This window comes from Pseudalkalibacillus sp. R45, from assembly GCF_052246725.1.
Lineage (GTDB): Bacteria > Bacillota > Bacilli > Bacillales > Fictibacillaceae > Pseudalkalibacillus.
Map to the genome: position 1 here is coordinate 509,810 of NZ_JBQQCL010000001.1, position 22,958 is coordinate 532,767.

The following is a 22,958-nucleotide window of genomic DNA, read 5'->3' on the forward strand; positions in this document are numbered from 1 at the left end:
AATAGTTGTATAATTCATAAATTTATTTATCAGGAGTGTAGATGATGAAGATCTATGGTGTTTATCATGATATGGAACCGACTTGGACAACCAAAAAATCACGGGGGTTGAATACTCTGGTTTATGTAACGGAAGGCAAAGTCCGTTACTTTATCGACAATAAGCAGTTGGACTTGGAAAAGGGCGAGTTTCTGTATGTTCCATCCAAACAGTATCGTGCTTGGATGAACCATCCGGACGAATCCCATAAAAAATATACTGCTGTTTTTTCATGGCAGGATTCTTTTCAAGCGATTTTTACTGAACGAAATCAATTGCTAAGGTTTAAACCGAGAAATTCAGCCTATTATGAACAGAGATTTGCCTTTCTGTTCGTACAATGGCTCGGGCAGAAGAACTTTTACGAGCAGCTATCCTATCATGTCATAGCTGAACTTTTATTACTGGTTTCGCAAGAAAAATCAGAACGGAATGCTTCACCAGTCAAAGAACAGATCGTAAGGAAAATGCAGGATCACATCCTGTATAACTTCCGTCGGAACATTACAATCGAAGAGTTGGCGTCAATTGTGGATGTCACACCAAATTACGTCACCATATTGTTCAAAGAAGTCATCGGTGTAACACCCATTCAGTATTTACATCAGATCCGCATCAACACAGCATGGAATTTGATGACAGATACCAATATGACAATAAGAGAGGTCGCTGAATATCTCGGATACTGCGACCAATCTTATTTCAATCGGATGTTTAAAAAATGGATGGGAACCGCACCATCAAGAATGAAACGATGATGGAGGTAAATGGGTGTCATACGACCACTCGATACGTTATACGACAACTTGAGCACGAAAATGAGTGGTCATTGTCCGTAATAATGTTCACCTGCTATCAAACAGTTACTACACTCGACTTTGATAGGTTACGCACTTCATCAGCCGTCACTTCTCTTCCAAGATGGTCCGATAAATAGATGCCCTCACTGATCAACATAGTATCCAGGGCAATCTGTGCTGTTGGAAGAAGATCCACACGGCCTTGAAGGGCTGCAATCCAGTGATGTTGTGAAGAATCATAAGCGTCTGTGTTTTCCCTTAATTGATGCCATCGGTAATCAGATTGGTCTCCTGGAAAAACAGTGTCCACATCTAAATCACACATCGTAGTGTGGTAACTTAACGGCGTCCTTTTTCCATTATGAACCCCGCGTATTCTGATTCCTCCCTTAGAACCGACAATGCTGCTTCCATCGAATTCATTCAGATGGATCGCCCAGCTCTCCAGAATATCAAGTGAAGCCCCATCCTTAAACCTGACATAGCCTGTTGCCACTTCCTCAGTATCGAATCTACTGATTTCTTTTCTCTTTGGATCCATATCCATCTCCTGATAAATTTTCCCGGTAATTGTAGACACCTCTGGCATATCCATCAAGTACAGGAGCTCGGATATATGATAAACTCCCATATCAAACAATGCCCCGCCGCCTGCGGTTTCTTTTCTCGTAAAGAACTCTGTTCCAAAGCCATCTACGAATGGTCTGCCTCTCCTTCTATAGCCAGCTGAACGTGCATGGAAGATTTTACCGAGCTTCCCCTCTTCAATGAGCACTTTGGCTGCTTTCGTTTCTCTCATATAAAGATTACTCAGTTGGATATGAAGCTTTTTCCCGTATTGTTGAGCCATTTGGATCATATCACTTCCATCAAGATATGTTCCGGCGATCGGCTTTTCACAATAGACATGTTTGCCCGCCTGTAACGCTTCCATCGTGACAGGGGCATGATAGTTATTATGAAGACATACATCCACCGCATCCAGATCATCCCGCTCAAGCATTTTATGAAAATCAGTATACTTGTGCACGATGTTGTATTTATCAGCGACGCGATCCAGCTCACTCTCATTGATATCTGCAGCAGCAATGACCTCAGCTCCAGGGATTTTCGAATAAAACTCCAAATGTTGTTTTCCTATGATTCCAACTCCGATAATACCGACTTTGATCGTTTCCATATGGATTCTCCTCTCTAAACCCTTTAAAGTGATAGGACTGGCGATCTATGTTTCAGTGCTCGTCTGACAGTAGCTAGCTGCCACTCCACTTCTATATACTCATTTGCGCCGGAATGGTGTTCCACGCCAAGACAACCTTCATACCCTGAATCAAACAAAATATCGATCTTCTCATCACACTGAGGGATCGTCCACGCCGCCATATGTGTATGGAACGCATAAGGTGCACACAGCCGATCGCCATTTTCTTTATCCACATCCCAATTGTCAAAATGGAGCAGGATGCCGAATGCCGGGTCATTCACAGCGTCATACACTTTCTTGATATTGGATGGAACTCTTGAGGTGCCCCAATGGTTTTCAGGACCGACTTTATAACCTCCTTCTTTTGCTCTTGAAGCATATTCTTTATAGCGATCGACTGTATACTCGAATTGTTCCTCACTCATGTCGATGTCGTGTCCACCCATATCAATTCGTACCGTTTCCGCCCCAAGGATTTCAGCTGCACGCAGATTCTTCAAGGCGTTTTGATAGTTGTGCTCTCTTTTTCCCGGGTCTTCCTCCCATAGATGGGCGCCATCCACACATAAGTTGGCAAGGGTCAGCCCTTTTTCATCCATCGCTTCCCGCACTTTCTTCAAGTAATCTTCTTCAGTGTTGAACAGCATGCCATTCCAAATATCAGCTTTATTCAAGTGATAGCGGTACTTTACACTTTCCAAATAGCCGAACACATCCATTTTCCCTTCTTGTAACAGTCCATGAAAAGCGAACGATGCAATTGAGATATTCATTCACATATCCTCCGATTCTCTTATTCATTTAACTCTTCTAAAAAACGACGTGGTATATCCCTTTATGATTCCTATTCCTACACGCTTCCAACACCTCCTTAAAGAAAACCTGGGAGAAATCCAAACTTTTCAAAACGGCTGAACTCCAGCTGTTTATACTTATGGCTCTTTTCTTAAGGATTGTTGCTTTTGGGTCATTTTGGTAATGAACCACCTTGTGCAAGTTGATTGGAGAGCAAGGTGCGAGACTCCTCGAAAATGAAAATCTCATTTTCTTCGTGCGATGTAACGCTGCCGGAGCTTTCCTTGTCCTGCGGGATCAGCATGCCTACTACCTGAATAATCTCCTCGCAAGGCATGCGACGAGGAAGTCGCTTCGACAGGACTTTCTTGTAGACGCAGGAGCACAAATGCTTCCTTGAAAAGGAGACTCCTGAGGTCGCAAGGTGACGAATGGGCTCACCGCACGCCCCGCGGAAAGCGAGCACCTGAAGCGGAAATCAACGACTTTCAAGAGCAACAAAGTTTACGATACAGCCTTGCTTAAAAATGTATTTCATATTTTTTAGTACAAAAAAAAGCAGAGCACACCAATAAGCCTTTCTGATGTCTCTGCTTCTCGTTGATTTAATGTGGAGTTTTTTTACACAATAATAAATTTTTTATGTGAAGCGTACTGTTAGGTGATCATCGACTTTTGCATGTTTTTTTGAAACAACATACGTTACATTTCCATTCATCTCCACAACGTAATCATTACTTTCTGCAATTTTTCGATCCGTTTCAAAAGCGATGATATCTTCACTTTGTGTAAGACGGAAGTCGATTTGATCCTCAGCCACATTTTTAATTTCTGCTGTTGCGTAGAGGACTTTCACATCGCCGAAGGAAACATTTACCGGCAGCATCACTCCGTCTTTACTTTGCAGCTCCAACAGACGGCCATCAAATAGCTTGGTACCGTTCTCATAAATGTGCAGTTCTTTTTCAAAACCATCCAGGTTCAAAATATGGATGAACCGCTCACCTTCCTTCGTTGCCGTGGAGGTCATGAATATTCCATGATACTTGCAGTCATGTTGAAGGGCAGCCTTCACACCCAATCTTTCCAACGCTTCTTTATAAAAACCGAGGTTACAGTTGTACACTGTACCGATCACAATTGCCCGACCCTCTCCAACACTGGTTTCAAAACCACACACTTCATCCGATCCATACACACGGATCAGTGGGACAGCTTCGCCAGTATCAAATACTTGTGCGATGTGTGTTCTGATTTCAGGTCGGGAACCAGCCCAATCATCACCATAGATAGAGAGTGCATAGTGTTGCGACGCCCGTCGAACACCAGTCGGTTGCACACCAAGGGCATCAGCAAGGATTGTACACGGTTCTGCTTCTAAATCATACGTTGGTACTTGTCCGTAAAGAAGAAGGCTCCCACCGTTGTTCAGATAATCTGCAAGTTTTTGCTGGACTCCCTCATCCATATAAAGGGCAGATGCAAGGACTAAAACTGGTGTTGTTTCTGGATCAATCGGTTTATTTTGAACGTCGACAGAACCGAACCGATAACCGGTCAGAAGCATTGCACGCGCCATGTTCTCCCATGCGGCAGGAGCACGATTGGCTTCAATGCTCTGGTACATCTCCTTCATCTTTTCGCTCTCAGGATAACGTGATTCTGTCATGAAATAATCCGGAATGAAGGCAAAAGAAACATCATCATGTTCCTCTTCCATAACCGCAAGCTTATCCGCGACTGCCATCATGGTCTTTGTTGCTCGAGCCATCCTTGGAAACGTATAATTCAACTCCCCTTCAGGACTGACAGGGGCCGCGAAACCATGTCTTTCTCCAGTATGAGCGATCCTATCATTACCATCATCATATTTCTGGTCAAGACGGTAGTTCCGTCCACCCGTGAACAGATAATAGTTGATCATACGGTTCCCTTGCGCGATGCACATCCGCACCTTGAAATCTGCTGATGATGGATCGTACCTGCTGCTCAGCGTCTCTCCGAAGTTCCCATCTCCGCAATTGAACTCCACCGATGTCAAAGGTTGGTCCGGATTGTGGACAGCATCCATGAAACCATTGATCAGATAAAGGTCCTGGAACGTACTCATATCCAAATCCCCGAAATAGATATCTGAACCAGAAATGTAACCTGGTGCTTGTGTATAAGATTCATAGAGTTGGCTGATTCCGATCGGGTAGGTCAAAGCACGTCCGCCGCCTGTACCATGGATATTGATGACAAACGGCACATCTTTTACACCGAATTCTTCTGCATAAGTGCGAAGTATTGCAACATATTTGGCAAAACGGTATCTCATATAATAGCCAAGATCATGATGAAGAGAAGGCGTATAGTCTTCCTTCGGTGAACGGATCGAATCATTCCGGATCACCTCATTATCCATTTCAAACGGATATCGGTTTTTCAACTCTTCAGGCTGATACCGTTCATGCAGCCAGTTTGAAAAGTCATCTAGCACATGATCGGTGAGGTCCGGACTGTTGCTGACCCATGAAAGCATTCCGATTTCATTGTCGAGCTGGACCCCGATGATGTTTCCGCCATTTGTATGCAACCGAGGTGCAATGACGTCCATAACCGCTCCATACCATTTGCGGGTTTCTTCTAAAAAGGATGGCGCAAGATAATCAAGTGTCTTGGCCGATACCATTTTTCCATCCCAGGTGATCGGAACGATTTCAGGGTGTTTCTCTATTACCCAGTAAGGAATTCCTTCATTTTTCATTTCCGCCATGATAAACGGCCCCGGTCGGACAAAAAAGTAAAGATCATTCTCTGCGCATAAATCGATGAACCCTGTCAGGTCAAGTTCAGGGCGTGATTTCCCTTCGAGATCAACCTCGCCTTCGACTGGTTCATGACAAAGCCAGGGGACATACGAAGCAACCGCATTACAGCCAGACGTTTTCAACTTATCAAGTCGATCCTGCCATTCCTCTGGATTCAAGCGGTAATAATGAATTTCACCGCACATCAGGATTTGAGGTTCACCATCTATAAGAATTTGCTTGTTTTTGATTTCGATCATATTGCTTCCCTCCTGTTTTCACTTGATTTTATTAGCTATTTGCTTTCAGAAAACTGCTTACTTGCTATCCATTTTTCAAACCTTCCTGTTGCTTTTCATCAATTTTCAAAAGCATCTTTTGGGCAATCCATGTCACATATAGCGCAACCACACTTCCACCGAAAAAGGGAATCAGGGTCGGTATAAGGAACATGATGAAACTAATGAATAATACCCCCAAAATTGCTACTAAACTCTTAAAAGGATGTAGCATGGCGATGAATATCGTATTTCGGAACAGGTGGAAAAGGGTTAATTTGTAATGGACGAATACAGGGAAAATCAACGCAAGAATCAGGACATACACGAATAAAAGCATGATTGTGAATGATTTCAAAAGAAAAAAGAGTGTAGAGCCTGAAGATGAGAAGAACAGGTAATCCAAATACAATACAATCCCCAGCCCAGCCATAATCCATCCGAACGCATTGGACTTGCCGAAGTCACTTTTATACGTACTCCAAAACAATCGGAATACGGAAAAGTCATCTTCTCCGCGCACCCAGCGCCGAATTACCGTAAACATGGCAGATGTTGCCGGGAAAAGACCGAACAACATCACACCAAGTAAGGAAAAACCGATCCACAATACGTTCACATAAGCGATTCTGGTGATCCATTCAAATAAGACAAATAACTTCCCCTTGAAACCTGTACCTTTCATAAGTCAATCCGCTCCATTATTGTTTTTAGCTAGCTCTGTGATTTTTGCGAAATTCGCTGATGCCCGGCATCCGCATCAACCCGTAATCGATTCTTTCATTCTTTTTATCACGACTGTCTTCGTTTCACTGATATCCTTGAATACAATCGACTCATCATCAGCTGAAGCATCCTTTTCGGCAACCCATCCACTCTTACTCCTTAACTTAAGCGAGCCTATTGCACCGATTGGATGTAGTGTCATCTCCACGTGATCGTCCTCTACAGCTAAACCAGTCAATTCGACTGTCGAAAACTCGATTGACAATCCCTCGGTAATGTCAAAATTTCGGATATAGATCGCTGAGGATCTTGGCGGTAAAACAACCTCTTCACCATCAAACAGGGGTTGCCCCTTTTCATAGACGGCAGCCTTTTGTTCGATTTCATCATAGTTGCTGACAAACAGGAATGATTCTTCTCCATTCTTGCGTTCGACGAGTGACAGGTCAGGATTCGTCGCCTGCAAATGACCCGTGATCCCCATCTTGTCCGCAAGATCCTTGATAACATCCAATTGATAGTTGTAATCATGACCCATGGCAATTCCTAACACAAGGATTTCTCCTCTTCCACAAGGCTTCTTATATGCTGCAACTTCATTTTCTCCGGTACGGGTAAATGTGGCGATCGGCTCTCCATCGAATCGAGTGAATCGTAGACGCTGTTTGATATTGACGGAGTCCGTATTGAGCACATCCACATAGTCCGTACCGCCGACAACTTCCCATTTACCCAGGTCTAGCTCATCGACAAGGATACGACAAGGATTCCCTGATAGATCCATTGACGGGAGTTCCGGATAAATGATGAGCTTCCCACCTTGTTTTACATAATCAGCAAGACGGCTTTGGAGTTTTTCATCCATTCTTTTGGCTGAGAATACCCATAAGGAAGGGACGTCTTCAACGGAAATCTCTTTTAAAAGATCAATAGCTTCGAACTGGATATTTGCGCTGACCAACAAACGGAGGATCCCATCATAGGCAAAATGATCGCGTTTTCCGGTCGAATCAGCTAGCAGCCCCCGATCTCGTTCCTCCACCACTTCTGTCATATAATCATCTGGATTGAAGCCGACGTAGGTATGTATTTTTTTCTCAGAATTTATCAATCTCTTACCGACTGTTTTGAAAAGGGCACCTAGGTGTCGGGCTTTTTCGTAGTTAGGGCGTAATTCGCCTTTTGAATCGATCGGCGCTTGCCATTCATGTCGTCTGCCGAACAGACCGATATTTTCATAGTTTACTCCGGCGACGAACATGTAATAATTCAATGCATTCATCCCGTGAGCGACACACGTACGCGTATTCAAATCCAAGTCTTGCGGGTAAAGCCTTGGCCGGTCCGCTAATCGGCCAGACTGGAATTCTGCCGAAAAGATCGGTTGATCCGCCTGTGAAATCGCTCTAGTGAAAGTGGTGGACATCACAAGATCATGGTAATTGTCATAGCCGATCCTGCCTGGGTAAAAGTCTCCTGCGATGACAACATCATCAAATTCGGCTGTATGGTAAAGCTGGGATAACCCGATTGGATAATGGATCCCTCTGCTGTAGATCGAAAAATCCGTGAACCCATGTACATTGATGATAAACGGAACGGTAATCCCTGATTCTTTCGCAAATTGACGCAGGTCACCCGTATAATCCTTGATGTATTCTCTTCTGAATTCCCCCCACTCATAATGGAAAGAAGGATATTCTTCAGGCAGCCCCTTCTTATAAGCTTCTAGAAAACTAGAGAAGGATTTCTCTTTGATTTGATACTGTGCGTTGAACTGTTCAATCGTACTGTATTTGTCTTCGAGGTAGTCCTTGAATTTTTCAAGTGTATCCGAATTATAATCAGATGTATTACTGACCCAATGGAACATCCCGATTTCATTACATAACTGATACATGATGATCGGTCCGCCTTGTCCGATTTGCTGAGGGGCAATCAGTTCATTCACTGCGTCATACCATTTTTTGGTCTTTTCCAAAAACACCGGATGCCTGTATGAAACAACCCGGGTCCCATGTTCGTTCCCATCACGTGTGCGGGAAAGGACTTCGGGATACGTTTCCAACAGCCAATCGGGAACGCCATGAAAACGGACTTCTGCCATTACATATGGACCTGGCCGTACAATGCAATAAAGTCCGAACTCCTTTACAAGCTCCAAAAAGGATTTCAAATCCCGTTCCCCTCTAGTTTCACCGGTAAAGTCATAAACACCTTCTTCGATTTCATGCCAGACCCATGGAACGTATGAACTGACGAGATTGCAGCCTGATTCCTTCAACTTTGTCAGTCGATCTTTCCATTCACTTTTTGGCACGCGATAGTAGTGTAATTCTCCACCATATAGGAATTCTTCTTTGCCGTTGATGATAAATTTCTTGCGATTCATTCCAACCGTCATGAATTGTTTCCTCCTTGGATTCCTCTACTGTTAATTGGTTTTGGTCGTCAGTTTTTCCACCATTCCATTCAAATTGTCCAGACTGATTTGCAAGCTGTCCATCGGATCTCCTGGGCATTCATCCTGCTCGACGGCAAACCACTCGACCCCATTTTCTTCACCCCATGCCAAAATCGGATTGAAATCAATGGATCCTGTTCCTACCTCAGCAAAGGTCTGGTTATCGTCAAGCGTCATATCCTTTAGATGGATGATCGGCATCCGATGAGCATATTTTCGGATGAAGTCTAATGGATCATAGCCTGCTTTTTTGACCCAATACGTATCGATTTCCGCTAATACCTGGTTCTGTCCAGCAGGGTCAAGAATATATTCCAGCGCTGGTGTACCGTTTATCATAGTCTCGAATTCAAAATCGTGGTTATGGTAGCTGATCCTGTAACCGTCACCTTTCAGCTTGTTTGCAATTTCATTCAAGTCCCGTTTTAGTGCTTGATAGCCTTCAACCGTTCGTAGCTCATCAGGAACGAATGGACAAACAATGTCTTTCGTATTGAAGGCCTCAGCTTCTTCGACTACTGCCTGCAGGTCCTCCCGCAATCGATCGATCCCCACATGGAGGCCGGCAGCCTTTAATCCGGTTTCTTGTAAAACAGCGGCAATCTCCTCTTTCGAATAACCGAAGAGTCCGCTGATTTGGACGCCAGCCCACCCCATCTCTTTCAATTCTCGTAACACTCCTGGAAAATCATCCTTGAGCAGATCTCTCACAGTAAACAATTGTGCTGCAAATTTATGCTTCATATCAAAACTCCTCCCTGAATTGTAGTATCAGATTTTTAGAAAGGTTTTTTAAAAAATAATGACCTAAGCAATATAACAAGTAAGACTCTGGCGGGAAATGCCACTCAATGAGGCTAGTTAACGGACACCAGAGACGCTATTTGTGTCTTTTACAGCTGATTTTTATGATTTTGCACGAAATAAGGTCCCTGGTGTCCGTTAGCTTTGTAAAATCACCTTGTTTTGGCAAAATAAGGTCTCCTGTGTCCGTTAATTTTTTTAAAAGGCTGTTTTTGGAAATATACTCGCTTTCGGCCGGCAATCTGCAAAAGGTTTCAGCATCTTCACTTCCATTAGCCATTAACTTTCAAAAACAGTCTTTATTAAAATACAACCTACCGCTTTTAATATGTCCCCTTCACATCAAGTGTTTTGTCTTCGGCTTTTCCCTCATCATACGAGGACTGAGCAATCCTACCCTGCAGCTTTTCAAAGAATTGATCCTCATCGATCGGCAGTTCAACCCATGCATCCGTCCAAGTGGATAAATGCATCGCATTGGACAGCGTCAAGCCTTTGATCCCTTCCTCACCTGGGGCGATCAACGGACTGCCATGAAGAATCGCATCGACCCAATTCGTCATGATCCCTCCATGCCCTGTTTCAATCCCGTGCACTGGAATCTCACATTTCCAATTTTCCGGGAGACCGAATCCGCCTTTCCATTCCTGGTTGAATTGGGTTTCTGGAATCCGGTTACGCCAAAAAGTGATTGTATTATCTTCGACGATCAGTTTTCCTCGATCCCCATAAATTTCAAACCGATTCGTTTCTGGCGCCATTCCAGTCGAAGTGATAAACAAACCAGTTGCTCCATTTTCATATTCCACATAAGCCGTTACATCATCTTCCACTTCAACATCCCGATACTTTCCAAAATTACAAAAGGCTTGAACCCGTTTCGGCATCATATTGATCGTCCACTGCCACAAATCCAACTGATGAGGACATTGATTGATCAACACCCCGCCTCCTTCACCTGCCCAGGTCGCCCGCCAGGAACCGGAGTCATAATAGCTTTGGGAACGATACCAATCTATGACCCAGATCGTCCTCCTGATTTCCCCAAGTTCTCCAGACACGACAAGGTCCCGGACTTTTTGAAATGCCGGATTCGTCCGCTGGTTATACATGATGGCAAAAACCTTATCAGCTTGTGCTGCGGCCTCATTCATTGCCCTGACTTGCTTGGTGTATACGCCAGCCGGTTTTTCACAGAGTACATGAAGATCATTTTCAAAGGCCTTCATAGCGATTTCTGAATGTTGGTAATGAGGTGTTGCAATGATTACTCCATCAACTCGATCAGAAGAAATCAACTCATCCGGCGTTCGATATACCTCTACATCATCCCCGAGGTTTTCCCGAGCCCAATTCCGCCTTTCCTCCCGAACATCACAAACAGCAGTCAGCTCTGCCCCTTTGATCTGATTATTCAAAATCATAGCGGAATGGGCAGTCCCCATATTTCCGACACCGATGATCCCTACACGAACTTTGTCCATCATATCGCCTCCAAACTAAACTTGTTCTTACCTCTGATTATCACTTGAAACGTTTCAATAACCCGCAAAATTTTTTCCTGATTCCTATTCGCCAGTGATCCCTGTTTTATCAAGCACTTCGACAAACCACTTTTGTGCAAACATATAAAGGACCAGGAGCGGGAGAATGACCAGAACTGTTCCAGCAAATTTGATCGATTCATTGATGTCTGCACCCTTTCCTCCCGCCTCGGCTGATGAGTAGAGAGCTTTGAACGAATCATTGAACTCTTTCAACTTCAATGGGAGTGTCGACATGCTGTCCCCTAAATAGAGGGAAGCCGTATACGTCTCATTCCAGTGCCATACCAATGAAAACAAGAAGACAACGACCAATGCCGGAATCGAGATCGGTAAAATGACCCTGAAAAAGATGGTAAGATAATTTGCTCCATCCAATTGTGCTGATTCATCAAGAACTTGCGGAATCGATTTGAAAAATTGTGTGTAAATCAAGATGAACAACGCGCTCTTGATCCCGCCTGCAAAAATCGCTGGTAAGATGAATGGCAGCGGTGTCCCCAGCATTCCATATTGCTCGAACATGAGGAACATAGGAATCATCACGATCTGTGTCGGGATGATAAAGGTCAGAAGCATCAGGCCAAAGAGAATATTCTTACCAGGAAATTTGAATCTCGCAAACCCGAACCCTACAATCGCGCATGAAACCATCTGGGCGACAGCAGGTAAGACAGAATTCAACAACGATGTCATGAATGTCTTTGGAAACTCGAGAACATTCCAGGCCTTTACAAAGTTATCAAAATACAACTCTTTCGGAATCCAGAGAACTGTCGGATCCAACAAATCTCTTAAACTCTTGAAGCTCTCTGAAACCATATAAAGAATCGGATACAGATAGATGAAACCTACACTGATCAAGAGGGCATAAATGAACGTCTTGAAAACAAGACCATCGTTCCCCTGCATTCCTAGTAATAGTTTCTTCATCCTTGTTCCGACTGTATTCACTTTTTTTATTATCGTTTTATTTGTGGCATAGTCCAGTTTCATTAGGTGCCCACATCCTACTTGGTTAAGATTTTTTGAATTCCAATCTTTCCTTCCTTGTGAACAGGAAAATCGAGATAAGCAAAATGATGAAGATGATCAGGAAATAGATCCACGACAGGGCCGTTGCATAGCCGAAACCCGTCTCCACCTTGAACATGTTTTCCTTGATCAATACGATCACGTTATTCAAGGAATTTGTAGAAAGATCGACTGTGGTATAGATGATATTGACAAGGATAAAAGGCTTGATGCTCGGCAACGTGATTTTCCAAAAGATTTCCCAAGGAGATGCACCATCGATGGCGGCTGCCTCGTAAATCTGTTTATTCACTTTTTGCAATCCAGCCAGGAAAATCAATATCTGAACCCCGGAATACCAGAGGATGATGATCAGCTGTTCGATGACATTGATGATCGGTGCCGCCCAGGATGGACTTAAATTGGCATCCAAAAAGTCGATGATCCCATATCGTTCGATGATCGGAATCGTTGCAGCCCCCTGCGCGAACAGTTCATTCACAACCTCACCACTTGTGATGATGACAGGAAGGAAGAAGATCGCCCTGAATAAACCTTTCCCCCGGATCGGTTGGTTGATCATCAACGCGACTATCAGCGAAAAGACGATGACGATCGGAATCAATAACACGACAGACTTCAAAAACATGATCAACTCTTCTAAAAAATGAGGATCTGATAAAAAAGCGAATTTATAGTTTTCCCATTTCAAAAACGTCGTCTTAATACCGGACGCTGTCACATACACCTTATTGAAACTCATAAAAAGAGAGTAGAAGAGAGGATACGCCATGAAGAGCACGAATCCAATCAACCATGGCAGGATGAACATGTATCCTGTGAAGTATTCTCTTGTTCTCCGATTGAACGATGGCACTTTCAGCTTAATCCCCTCCCTCGATTAGTTTGAAATCAAGCGCTCCGATCTTGTGATCATTGACTTCCATCTCTTTCGTGTTGTAATTGACGATGATTTTTACGTCATTGGAATAAGTGACTTCCACAACACCGAGCTCAATGACCTTTCTATCTTCAATCGAAGCGTTCTGGACCTTTTTCAGTGCTTTATTAACCAGCTTGTACTGACTGACAACATCTTCGCTCCAGTCTTCATAGGAAGATGTGAAAAGATCCTTGGACGGTGTGTTTTGCAGCTTCCATGATGGTTCATGAGTCAGGTAGAAGGATGGATAAGCACCGTATTCAATCATCCTTAACAATTGTTTTTTTGGATCGGCATGATAGTTTGAAAAAGTCGTATAATAATCGATTGACCCATGCATCACGATTTGAAGGAAAGGAACAGAATCTGTTTCATACACGAACCGTGATGAGCTCATAGGGATACTGAAAATTTCATCACTATACTTGAACATATAGTCATTCGGTTGATAGAACGAGACTTTTTCCAAACCTTCTGATAAAGTGTTAGCCAATTCTTCATATTTCGAAGCCGATTCTTCCCTGGAAAGCCTGTTTTTAGAATGGTGGTCTGAATACAGAATCGACCCTGTATCCTCAATGGATATCCCATCAATTCCCAATCTCTCAAATTGCTTCATATCTTCACTTGCAATTTCCAAAGCTTTAACTGGGTTCATATAATTGATTTTCAGATCAGAGAACTTTTCATCTACTAGATTGTTAGAAAACGAATATTCAAGGATCCGGTTGCTGATCCTTCTTACACCATCCACTTGCACATCAAAGTTATCCTGATCTCCATATGCCTTTGTATAATTCGTATAAAGATAGAGCGGGATTCCTTTCTTCTCCAGGTTTTCCTTCAATTCTTCGAGTCCTTCTCCACCGCCTAACTTATCTTCGACGGGGAATTTCGCTGGATTTCCACCAGTCAAACCTCCCTCGTTCCATCCTCGGTAAACAGCTGTCATTTGATCGACTCCGGACTTCATCAAGTCATCGATGATCATTTTGGCTTGATCGAATGTGGTCATCGAGACAAGCTTATTCCCGATCAGTCCAGGTTCCATTTCGCCGCCAAGGAATTCGACTCTGACAGGAACATCCTCCTCTGAATTCTTATTTTCCGGGTTGATCTGCCCATTTTTCTCCAGATATTCCCGATATGTTTTTGCCATGCCTACATAGTCGGAATTCTTTTCAGATAAGAAAACATATCGGATTTCCTTATCTTCATGCAGCCTCTTTTTTTGAAAGGTGTTGATTCCACCCATACTCTTACTCGTAGGCTGGAAATAGGGATACCTGACAATGAATCTAGGAGAAAGCCAGTTGAAATCGGTATTGACGCCACTTGGGTAGGCGACGATTTCTGAATTGAATTGCCCCTTTTCAACTATGCCGATGAATCCATTTTTCTTTACACCATGTACCATGCCAAAGACAGGAATCGATATAGACTCTGGTTGTACCTCCATATCCCCTTTTGACTCTACTGCTTCATCTTTTCCATAGATTTTCCCGATGTACGGTTGATCATATTGTGGGTGATCGGCTTGATAGCGGATAAGGGCTCCGCTTCCGTCAGGTATGAACATATAGCCTGGTATATCTTCTTTTTTCACTGCTCCCAGAAAAGGGAACAGCTGGACAGAAGCGATCTTTTGCTCTCCATTTTCTTTGAAAGCCTCATCAGGCATACGAACGACCAATGAATCCTCTTCCAAAACGACTTCAATGGACATGTCCACTTCTAGTTCTTCCAATTTAAAATCAGCACTGAAACCATCTTTCTTCTTTTCGAGATGTTCAACCGTACCTTTAAGAGATACATAGCTTCCTGATTTGAGCATTTCATCTTTATTGAAATATTGGACAACTACCGATGAGGTTACGGTAGCAGCCCATTCGTCATTTAACCTGGTATCTTTCAATACTGATTCATCAGGTACAGAACTCCAGACGTAACCTGTTTGTTTGTTTTTAATCATGATGTTCAAAGTTTGTGGAGAAACATGAAGTTCGAGTTTCTCATTTTCAGCGGCCAGGTCGTAGTCCTCTGGAATTTCCTTGATCGGTAGGTCGATTTGCCTTTCTTTTTCAGGCTGGGTGAAGTCATTCCCTTTGAATTGAAAGGTACTATGAGTGACTTCCTCCTCTTGCTTATCCCGCTTCACCTTTTTGTTTTCTTCACTGTATCCAATTTGATACGTTATAAAAATCATTAGGAGGATGCTTCCGAGCATGATGACCATTTTCTTTTTATTAGACACGAAGCTTCACCTCTTGAAAGATAGAGTACATGAAATCAATCACCTGATTGGAGAGACCGAATAGGATGAACGAAATGATTCCTAATACAAGCATGCTTGCGACACTGAGAACCATGTTTTTGACCGTCTGCCCGATTTCATAAGAATGGATCTCTTTCACCATCATGAAGAGGAGAAAGGCGCTCCACAGGATGATCGCTTTTTTAGAGAAGTCATAAAGGACAACTTCCATATTCGTCAGCCCTTTTGACATTAACGTGACAGGGATTGAAAAGATGAGATACGGGCTTAAGGCGTAGACCGTACCAATATAAACACTCTTGAATTTTCCTATTCCATCGTTGATGGTACTGATCAAGTAGTTGCAAATGACCCATGCAAACAATGGGAGATAGACTTTATACAGTTCGGTCATTATGTTGACCCGATTCGTATCGACGTCGCTGAATAATGCATTCGTTTCAAAAATCGTGAAGATATGCACAATGAAAAGGAACAGCAGTAATAACGTGGCTGAGAAAACAGAAGTTCTTTGATTCGTTCTCAATTCATAAAAACCGTCGACTGGATGCCTTAACATTCGGAAGACATGCAACAAGTGTGAGACGATCTCGATATTTTTGAGCTTGCTCCACAGGTCCACCACTTTGCTTCCATATCCATATTTTCTGTACAGCCTCTTTACCAGGAAAATCGAGATTCCCAAAAGAACGATTCCGATCAAAACCCAGGAGACATACTTCATCAACCAGTTCCTTCTGATTTCCCAATAAGCTTCTGAAAAGCTCTCATCGTTTCCGGCAAGCCTGAATTCTTCAAGGGCTTTTTCATAATTGCCTTTTTTGAAGGCTGCCTTTCCGATTCCGTTATGAGCAAGGGAAAACATGCTGTTCCGCTTCAGTACTTCGTTCCAATACTGTTCACTTTCCAGATACTTTCCATCTGAATTTAGGGCAATTGCGTTATGGATCAAACTGGTGAACTCAGTAGGCTTCAAGATTTGAATATTGCTTTGTTTCTTATCCAGAATGAACAATTTATGGTCGGAAGAAACGGCAATTCCAGAAGGTGTTTTAAATAATCCAAGTCTCTGGTTTCCCGTGTTCAATCCCCCAAAAACAAACAATAGATTTCCATCAGGATCGTATTCGAAGATATATCCATACTTTGAATCAACAGCAAAAATATTTTTATCCTGATCTACAGTTATATCCGCGATGTTATTTGATGCAGATACATCTGGCAGAAGATTTTCACCTGCTACATTCAGTTTCTTGATCGTTTCTGTTTTCAACCCTGCTGTACTCGTATAGATCAGCCCTTCGTCATCAACTGCGACATTCGTAGCTGAGGGAGGGTATTTTTTCATCAATTGACTGTACTGTTTCTCGGTATAAAGCATCTTTTGCATCTGATGGACGAAATCGAAGCTTGTACGATTTCCCCCGTAATAACCGAGGAAATCTCCTTCCGGACCAAGCTGGATCAATCCTTGCGTCGATCCATCACCGACTATGTACACATTCTTCTGTTTATCGATGATGACTTTAGTTGGATTGAAGGGGCTCTTCTTTCCATAGATGACTGAATCCGGTTTTTCATATTCAAAAGTGAGTGATCCATCTTTTTTGAATTTGAAAACCTTCTTTTTTTGATAATCCGCTACATAAATGAAGCCCTCATCATCAACGAAAACGCCTGTAGGTTTTGACAGGACATCTTCCCCGACAATTCGCTGGAAATTTCCGAACGAATCAAATACGACAACCCTTGAGTTGCCCGTATCCGCAACATAAATCGTGTCGTTTTTATCGATGAAGATATCCTCTGGTTGAAACAATGGATCACTCTCTCCGGCAAGAGGGTCCGATTCGTCGGAAGGAATGTCGAATCCATCGATGGTCCCGATCGGCTGGTATGCTGTCTGTGTGTAGATCGGGTAGTCATCTTTATCAAATGTATAGGTGATGAAAGGTGCTTCTGCGGATGCCGTTGATGTACCAAAAAGAACAACAGCAACGGTCAAAAGCAATATGATCTTAAGCCGCGCCATTTTTTACCTCCTCTCTTACTTCAATCCTGAATGAGCCATCGTATCAATCACTTTACTTTGCATAATCAAGAAAATGATGAGGTTCGGCAAGAACATAAGTGCAGCAGCGGCTGCCGCCATTCCCTGGCCGGCTACCTGATTGTCGTTCCCCATATTTCCTGCTAACGTACTCATATAGAAAGCGAATGTTTTCAAGCTCTCATTATTCATGTAAATCTCTGATGTTTCTGTATTGTTCCATGCCATTTGGAAGGCAAGAATAGCAACAGTAGCGATTGCTGGTGTTACCATCGGAATGATGATCTTCCGGAAGATATAGAAATTGCTCGCTCCATCTACTCGAGCTGCTTCAATCAGCGCATCCGGAATCTGGTCGATGAACTGTTTAATCAGGAACAGCCCCACTGGCATAGCCAGTACCGGTAAAATATGTCCGAACATGTTATCTGTCAGACCGATCCTGTCGATGATGAAATATCTTGGGATCGCAACAGCTGCAGGAACGAACATCAAAGCAATGATATTCGCCTCGAAGATCACTTTTTTCAGTTTGAAATCCAACTTCGATAAGGCGAAGCCAGCCATTGCACTGATGAAGACACTGGCAAACACGATTCCGGATGAAATAATGATGCTGTTAAAGAGGTATCGTGTCATTGGAATGACGGTGACACTTGTCTCTTTGAATAAATCACCAAAGTTTTGTAAGGTCGGTTTTTCAACAAAAAACCTTGGTGGATAGAGAAAGAGTTCATCGATCGGTTTCAGTGCCTGTGAAAATATGAAAATGATCGGCAACGCCATAAAAATCGATAGCGGTATCAGAAATGCAAAAAACTTCGTCTGACTAAAACTTAATTTGCTTGGATCGATCTTGGACCCTTGAAAAGAAGCCATGAAATTTTCCCCTTTTCTTCGTTGGTGATGTTATCTATGCATGTATCATGTATTTACCTCTGTTCATTTTTCATTGTTGATTTCTTGGAATTTCAGCGGACGATCCACAACTCCACTGTTATAGGAAATCAGCAGGTTTTTTCATAAATAGCGGCTCTGGTGTCCGTTAAAAATCTCAAAACACCGATTTTGTCACAAATAACGGCTCTGGTGTCCGTTAGCTTGAAACCTCCCTCACACCAGAATCCCGAATGAGTCGCTTTTCCCTAAAAAGTGTGGCTTTCAATATATTCCGTTTTAATCATCTCTCACCGAACAGGCGCCAGCAGAACCTGGAAACACCATACACAAATATGAGAAGGACAAGTGAAATGGCGGAAGCATACCCCATATCAAAACGAATGAATCCATGGTCCGCAATATGTGTCAGGATCAGTTGCCCTGAATACTGAGGCGTCGGATTCGAGCCTGATAGCTGGACGGCGATATCTCCAGCCTGGAACGTCTGTACAACCGCCATGACCGCTCCGAACAGCATTTGCGGTTTCATAGATGGGATGGTGATATACCAGATTTCTTGGAACCTGTTTTTCAACCCATCAATATAGGCCGCTTCATAAAGCTCGCGATCAACATTCAAGATTCCTGCAAGCATGGCCAGAAATCCTACACCCATGCTGTTCCAAAGCGATACGAGGATCATGATCGTCATCAAGTGTGCCGGAGATTGCAGCCACTGGATCGGTTCATTGATGAAACCGATCTGGATCAGGATGCTGTTCAAATATCCTGCCCTGTCTCCACTGAACAAAATGAGCCACACGACCGACATGGCGACCCCCGCGGTCATTGATGGTGAATAGATCGCCAATGTCAGGATCGTTCTCGGTTTTTTCGGAATCTGAGCCAACAACCAGGCCAAAAAGAACGCCAGGACATATCCACCTACACCGACAATCAACGCAAATTGAAATGTATTCGGAAGCACATGCATCATAAATACATTGTCCTGGGTGATCAAATTGACGAAGTTCTTAAGTCCGATGAACGTCGGTGGTTGGATGGTATTGAAATAAGTGAACGCAAAATATGCAGCAACAATGACGGGTATGACAATGAATAGTGAAAATACGATCAGGAAGGGAGCGACGAACCCAAGAGCGCTCAACTCCTTTTTGAGTCCATCCAACCAAACCGCTTTCCGGGTGTTCGTCTTTGTTCTAATTCTGACGTTTTGTTCTGTATTCGTAGCTGGTTTCACCGGCCTCCCCCTTTGACTGGATTTTTTCTATCGATGGCACTTTAAGTTCTTCAACAACTTTTCCATCTTTAATGAAACCGAATTCTTCCAGTTTCTTTCGCATTTCTCTATTAGTTGTGATGACGGCATCTTCTACGGCTTTTCGCTCATTTTCACCTTCGAAGACAACCTCATTCCATGCATTGCTGATTTCACGCTCAAGCATGTAATCACCAGGCACATGCGGAATATCTCTCAACCATTTCCATTGGTCTTTGATCACATCTAAATCTTCATCCGGCCAAGGCAGCTCGCTAAGTGCCTCCACATTGGACGTGTTCCAGCGAAACTCTGTGCCGTAGATGGTCTCGATCAAATTGCCGAATTCGGATTGGGTCTCTTTTGAAGTCCACCATTTGATGAACTCCCACGTTTCTTTTTTCTTATCACTGCTGTCGAACATGATGACGCCTTTCCCTGTTCCGGGTGCCCAACGTACGACTTCTCCATCTTCATTTTTTACGCCAGGATAAGGCGCGATGCCCCACCAGCCTTGAAGCTCAGGGGCTGCGGCTGTGATTTTGACATAATTATCAAAATCAGCGATACCGATCGGCAAGTCACCTTGACGGAAATGACTGTAAAAATTCGGTACTTGAAGAGGCATACTGTAGATCGTGAACAGATCCGTCATCTGCTTAAAGCCTTTTAGAGCGGCATCACTGCCAATCGCGGTACTCATGCCATCTTCATTAAAAAGCTCACCGCCATTCTGGTAGATATAAGGGACCGTCACTTTCGCTTCTTTAAGCCCTCCTAAACCAGCGATCGGTACATAGAAATTCATTCCGAACCGCTGCAGTTTCGGAAGCATTTTCCGGACATCATCCCAGGTGTCAGGAACAGACATGTCGAGAGCCTGCAGAATATCTTTCCTATAGAAAAGGACATAAAATTCTTGGGTTTCCGGTAGCGCATAGGTCCCATCATCGTACATGAACGGGAGAAGTGCACCAGGTGAAAAACGTTTCGCCACCTGGTCATAATCCGGAAACTGGCTAAGATCTGCCAACGCGCCACGTACGGAAAGTTCAAACGGGAACTTTTGGTTCACACCGAGTGCCAGATCAGGTGATTCATTAGATGCATTTGCAAGGATCAGTTTTTCCTCTGAAGGCATCAAGCTTAAATTCACCTTGATTCCGGTTTCTTTCGTAAAATCCTCATTGGCCATTTGCTGCATCAACATCACATATTGACGCGGCCTGTTCACCCAGATCTCGATTGACTCTTCATCACTCGAACTTACCTGGTTGTAGTCTTTTGTAAACGAAGAGAAGAAATTAGCAGCCATGGAACCGGCTTTCTGCAAAAGATTCGCTTTCGCACCAGGCAAATTCTTATCCGAATAAACATAAAACTTATCGAACTGTAAAGGTTGATTAGGCAGTAACAAAAGAAGGTCTCCAAGTTTCTGTGTCACCGATCCTGAGCTTTGAGAAAGTTCTTTGAAACGTACTGGTATTTCACCAGGTTCCCTGGCGATATCCTCCATTTGCTTTGCACTGATAATCAGGTTCCTTGCTTGATCGGGTTTACTGTCACTCAATTTTTCAAGGTATTCATATCTGTCCCTTAGCTTTCCAGCAAGCTCATTCAGTCGAGGAACAATGTCAGGAATCTGTTCTTCGATGTCCCAATCCCGATACAGGTCCTTGGATTTTCCGGTTGCCATCTGGATTTCCAAGGAAAGATCGTTCACTTCTTTCATGACATCTTTTATCGTGCTGATGACCGGTTGATAAGGGGACGGGTTGGATACAAGCGTTAGTTCGTGCTCCCCTTTCTCAAGGAAAAATTGATACGGCTTCCCGTTCGCATCTGAAAGGGTTTCGTTTTTCCATTCCGTTGTATATTCGAATGGATACTTCAGCATGTCGTCGAAAGGTATTTCGCCATCGATTTTAATTGTCCGATAAACAGGGACATTCACATTGAAATATTGATTGTACTTGAAACCTAGCTGATAGAATCCTGTTTCATCGACTTTTATCTTCCATGTGACAGCTTGTCCTCCAGCTTTCCACGTGTCGCCTCCAAAAGCATTGAGAGAAAGCTTGCTGCCACGGTTTGGTGTCACATTCGGTTCACCGTTGGATAGAGCCCTTATGGATGAATCGGATTTAGAGTAGGGATGCTCAGCTTCAATTTCGAGCAGTCCCTTTGTTTCTTTCCCGTCATGTTTTTGAAGGTACTCTTTATAAGAAGGGTGCTTTTCAGGAGACTTGACGGTTATGTCGCCCAATAGCATCGGCTCACGGATATTCAACAGTGAAATCGTGTTTTCACCTTTTTTAAGATGAAACTTTAAAGGACTATCAAATAAGTAACTCGCATCCATGAAGGGCCGAGACTGCCAGGTATGGATTTCTTCCTGTTTCGGGTACACCTGGTTCCCGAGCTTATCTTCTTCAAATTTATTGACGGTGTCCTTCCATAATCTTGGAAGTACAATTCTTCTCGATTCATAGTATTGGAAATCACCATTTATTTTGATTCCGCGTTCAATTGGTATGATTTTACCTGGTAAGGCGAAGTAATCTACTTCAATTTCATAAAGACCTTCCTTAGGTACGTTGATGGATAATTGCAATTCCTTCGTTTGTTCTTCCCAGCGGAAAGCATTCCCGTCGTATTCGTCATGGCTGGTCAATTCCGCTTCTTTATTGGAACTAGTAAACTCTTCTGGCTCAATGACTTTCTCAAACCCTTTGGTAGCTTTAATGCCTTTTTTGTCCCATTCTATTAATTTATCTTTGTAATCAGCTTCAATAACTCTTGTTTCAAAGTTCTCTTTCTTATCTTTTTTCTTGTTATCATCCTTGGACTTATCGGAATCCTTCTTGTCTTTGTCAAATAGATCGTCTAATAAGTCCCCAGTATCTGATTTTTTGTCCGTGTTCGCATAACTGACATGCGATGATTGATTCAGAAATGATCCAGTAGATAGGATCAACAATCCGATCAACAGGATAGTTATTGTTTTTCTGCGCATAGGATTTCTCCTTTTCGAAGCGGGGTCATAGTGAAATAGAATTGGATGGGGAGATG

16 protein-coding genes are annotated in these 22,958 nt (G+C 43.2%); 1 reads left to right on the top strand and 15 read right to left on the bottom strand.

All coding sequences use genetic code 11. The annotated features are described in order from the left end of the window. Window positions 1-41 precede the first annotated feature (41 nt). Entirely contained in the window at window positions 42-797 is a 756-nt protein-coding gene (locus tag ACTWQL_RS02580; protein ID WP_443140863.1) for a helix-turn-helix domain-containing protein, read from the top strand. A gap of 97 nt (window positions 798-894) precedes the next feature. Here the strand turns inward: ACTWQL_RS02580 and ACTWQL_RS02585 are convergent, their stop codons facing one another. The 15 genes from ACTWQL_RS02585 to ACTWQL_RS02655 form a co-directional block, all read right to left on the bottom strand. Then, complete coding sequence (locus ACTWQL_RS02585; protein ID WP_443140864.1) at window positions 895-2,019, bottom strand: Gfo/Idh/MocA family protein; 1,125 nt, start codon at window positions 2,017-2,019, stop codon at window positions 895-897. Window positions 2,020-2,042: 23 nt separating this feature from the next. Further along, entirely contained in the window at window positions 2,043-2,816 is a 774-nt protein-coding gene (locus ACTWQL_RS02590; protein ID WP_443140865.1) for a sugar phosphate isomerase/epimerase family protein, read from the bottom strand. Between the two features lie 194 nt (window positions 2,817-3,010). Continuing rightward, entirely contained in the window at window positions 3,011-3,175 is a 165-nt protein-coding gene (locus ACTWQL_RS02595) for a hypothetical protein (protein ID WP_443140866.1), read from the bottom strand. Between the two features lie 303 nt (window positions 3,176-3,478). After that, window positions 3,479-5,890: a beta-galactosidase gene (locus ACTWQL_RS02600; RefSeq protein ID WP_443140867.1), complete on the bottom strand. Its 2,412-nt coding sequence runs from the start codon at window positions 5,888-5,890 to the stop codon at window positions 3,479-3,481. 64 nt (window positions 5,891-5,954) lie between these two features. Further along, window positions 5,955-6,593, bottom strand: a complete 639-nt coding sequence (locus tag ACTWQL_RS02605; RefSeq protein ID WP_443140868.1) for a YesL family protein — start codon at window positions 6,591-6,593, stop codon at window positions 5,955-5,957. A 75-nt stretch (window positions 6,594-6,668) separates the two neighbouring features. Beyond that, on the bottom strand, window positions 6,669-9,038 hold the full coding sequence (locus ACTWQL_RS02610; protein WP_443140869.1) for a beta-galactosidase: 2,370 nt from the start codon (window positions 9,036-9,038) through the stop codon (window positions 6,669-6,671). A 30-nt stretch (window positions 9,039-9,068) separates the two neighbouring features. Beyond that, complete coding sequence (locus ACTWQL_RS02615; RefSeq protein ID WP_443140870.1) at window positions 9,069-9,842, bottom strand: sugar phosphate isomerase/epimerase family protein; 774 nt, start codon at window positions 9,840-9,842, stop codon at window positions 9,069-9,071. Window positions 9,843-10,225: 383 nt separating this feature from the next. Beyond that, complete coding sequence (locus tag ACTWQL_RS02620; protein ID WP_443140871.1) at window positions 10,226-11,386, bottom strand: Gfo/Idh/MocA family protein; 1,161 nt, start codon at window positions 11,384-11,386, stop codon at window positions 10,226-10,228. Window positions 11,387-11,470: 84 nt separating this feature from the next. Continuing rightward, on the bottom strand, window positions 11,471-12,442 hold the full coding sequence (locus tag ACTWQL_RS02625) for a carbohydrate ABC transporter permease (protein WP_443140872.1): 972 nt from the start codon (window positions 12,440-12,442) through the stop codon (window positions 11,471-11,473). Window positions 12,443-12,464: 22 nt separating this feature from the next. After that, entirely contained in the window at window positions 12,465-13,337 is an 873-nt protein-coding gene (locus ACTWQL_RS02630; protein ID WP_261134277.1) for a carbohydrate ABC transporter permease, read from the bottom strand. Between the two features lie 7 nt (window positions 13,338-13,344). Then, complete coding sequence (locus ACTWQL_RS02635; protein WP_443140873.1) at window positions 13,345-15,657, bottom strand: DUF5696 domain-containing protein; 2,313 nt, start codon at window positions 15,655-15,657, stop codon at window positions 13,345-13,347. After that, a complete protein-coding gene (locus ACTWQL_RS02640) occupies window positions 15,650-17,710 on the bottom strand; it encodes a YIP1 family protein (RefSeq protein WP_443140874.1) in 2,061 nt (686 codons plus the stop codon). Before ACTWQL_RS02640 ends, ACTWQL_RS02635 begins: the two co-directional genes overlap by 8 nt. Window positions 17,711-17,725: 15 nt before the next feature. Then, window positions 17,726-18,607 carry a carbohydrate ABC transporter permease gene (locus ACTWQL_RS02645; protein WP_261134273.1) on the bottom strand — a complete coding sequence of 294 codons (882 nt, stop codon included), beginning with the start codon at window positions 18,605-18,607 and terminating at the stop codon, window positions 17,726-17,728. 301 nt (window positions 18,608-18,908) lie between these two features. Continuing rightward, entirely contained in the window at window positions 18,909-19,796 is an 888-nt protein-coding gene (locus ACTWQL_RS02650; protein WP_443141452.1) for a carbohydrate ABC transporter permease, read from the bottom strand. Window positions 19,797-19,827: 31 nt separating this feature from the next. Beyond that, window positions 19,828-22,902, bottom strand: a complete 3,075-nt coding sequence (locus tag ACTWQL_RS02655; RefSeq protein WP_443140875.1) for an extracellular solute-binding protein — start codon at window positions 22,900-22,902, stop codon at window positions 19,828-19,830. Window positions 22,903-22,958 lie beyond the last annotated feature (56 nt).

Excerpts from the sequence above, each read along its gene's own strand:
- ACTWQL_RS02625 (WP_443140872.1), bottom strand. The coding sequence starts at position 12,442 with ATGAAACTGGACTATGCCACAAATAAAACGATAATAAAAAAAGTGAAT.
- ACTWQL_RS02645 (WP_261134273.1), bottom strand. The coding sequence starts at position 18,607 with ATGGCTTCTTTTCAAGGGTCCAAGATCGATCCAAGCAAATTAAGTTTT.
- ACTWQL_RS02595 (WP_443140866.1), bottom strand. The coding sequence starts at position 3,175 with ATGCCTTGCGAGGAGATTATTCAGGTAGTAGGCATGCTGATCCCGCAG.
- ACTWQL_RS02585 (WP_443140864.1), bottom strand. The coding sequence starts at position 2,019 with ATGGAAACGATCAAAGTCGGTATTATCGGAGTTGGAATCATAGGAAAA.
- ACTWQL_RS02620 (WP_443140871.1), bottom strand. The coding sequence starts at position 11,386 with ATGGACAAAGTTCGTGTAGGGATCATCGGTGTCGGAAATATGGGGACT.
- ACTWQL_RS02605 (WP_443140868.1), bottom strand. The coding sequence starts at position 6,593 with ATGAAAGGTACAGGTTTCAAGGGGAAGTTATTTGTCTTATTTGAATGG.
- ACTWQL_RS02580 (WP_443140863.1), top strand. The coding sequence starts at position 42 with ATGATGAAGATCTATGGTGTTTATCATGATATGGAACCGACTTGGACA.
- ACTWQL_RS02610 (WP_443140869.1), bottom strand. The coding sequence starts at position 9,038 with ATGACGGTTGGAATGAATCGCAAGAAATTTATCATCAACGGCAAAGAA.
- ACTWQL_RS02600 (WP_443140867.1), bottom strand. The coding sequence starts at position 5,890 with ATGATCGAAATCAAAAACAAGCAAATTCTTATAGATGGTGAACCTCAA.
- ACTWQL_RS02590 (WP_443140865.1), bottom strand. The coding sequence starts at position 2,816 with ATGAATATCTCAATTGCATCGTTCGCTTTTCATGGACTGTTACAAGAA.
- ACTWQL_RS02640 (WP_443140874.1), bottom strand. The coding sequence starts at position 17,710 with ATGGCGCGGCTTAAGATCATATTGCTTTTGACCGTTGCTGTTGTTCTT.
- ACTWQL_RS02615 (WP_443140870.1), bottom strand. The coding sequence starts at position 9,842 with ATGAAGCATAAATTTGCAGCACAATTGTTTACTGTGAGAGATCTGCTC.
- ACTWQL_RS02655 (WP_443140875.1), bottom strand. The coding sequence starts at position 22,902 with ATGCGCAGAAAAACAATAACTATCCTGTTGATCGGATTGTTGATCCTA.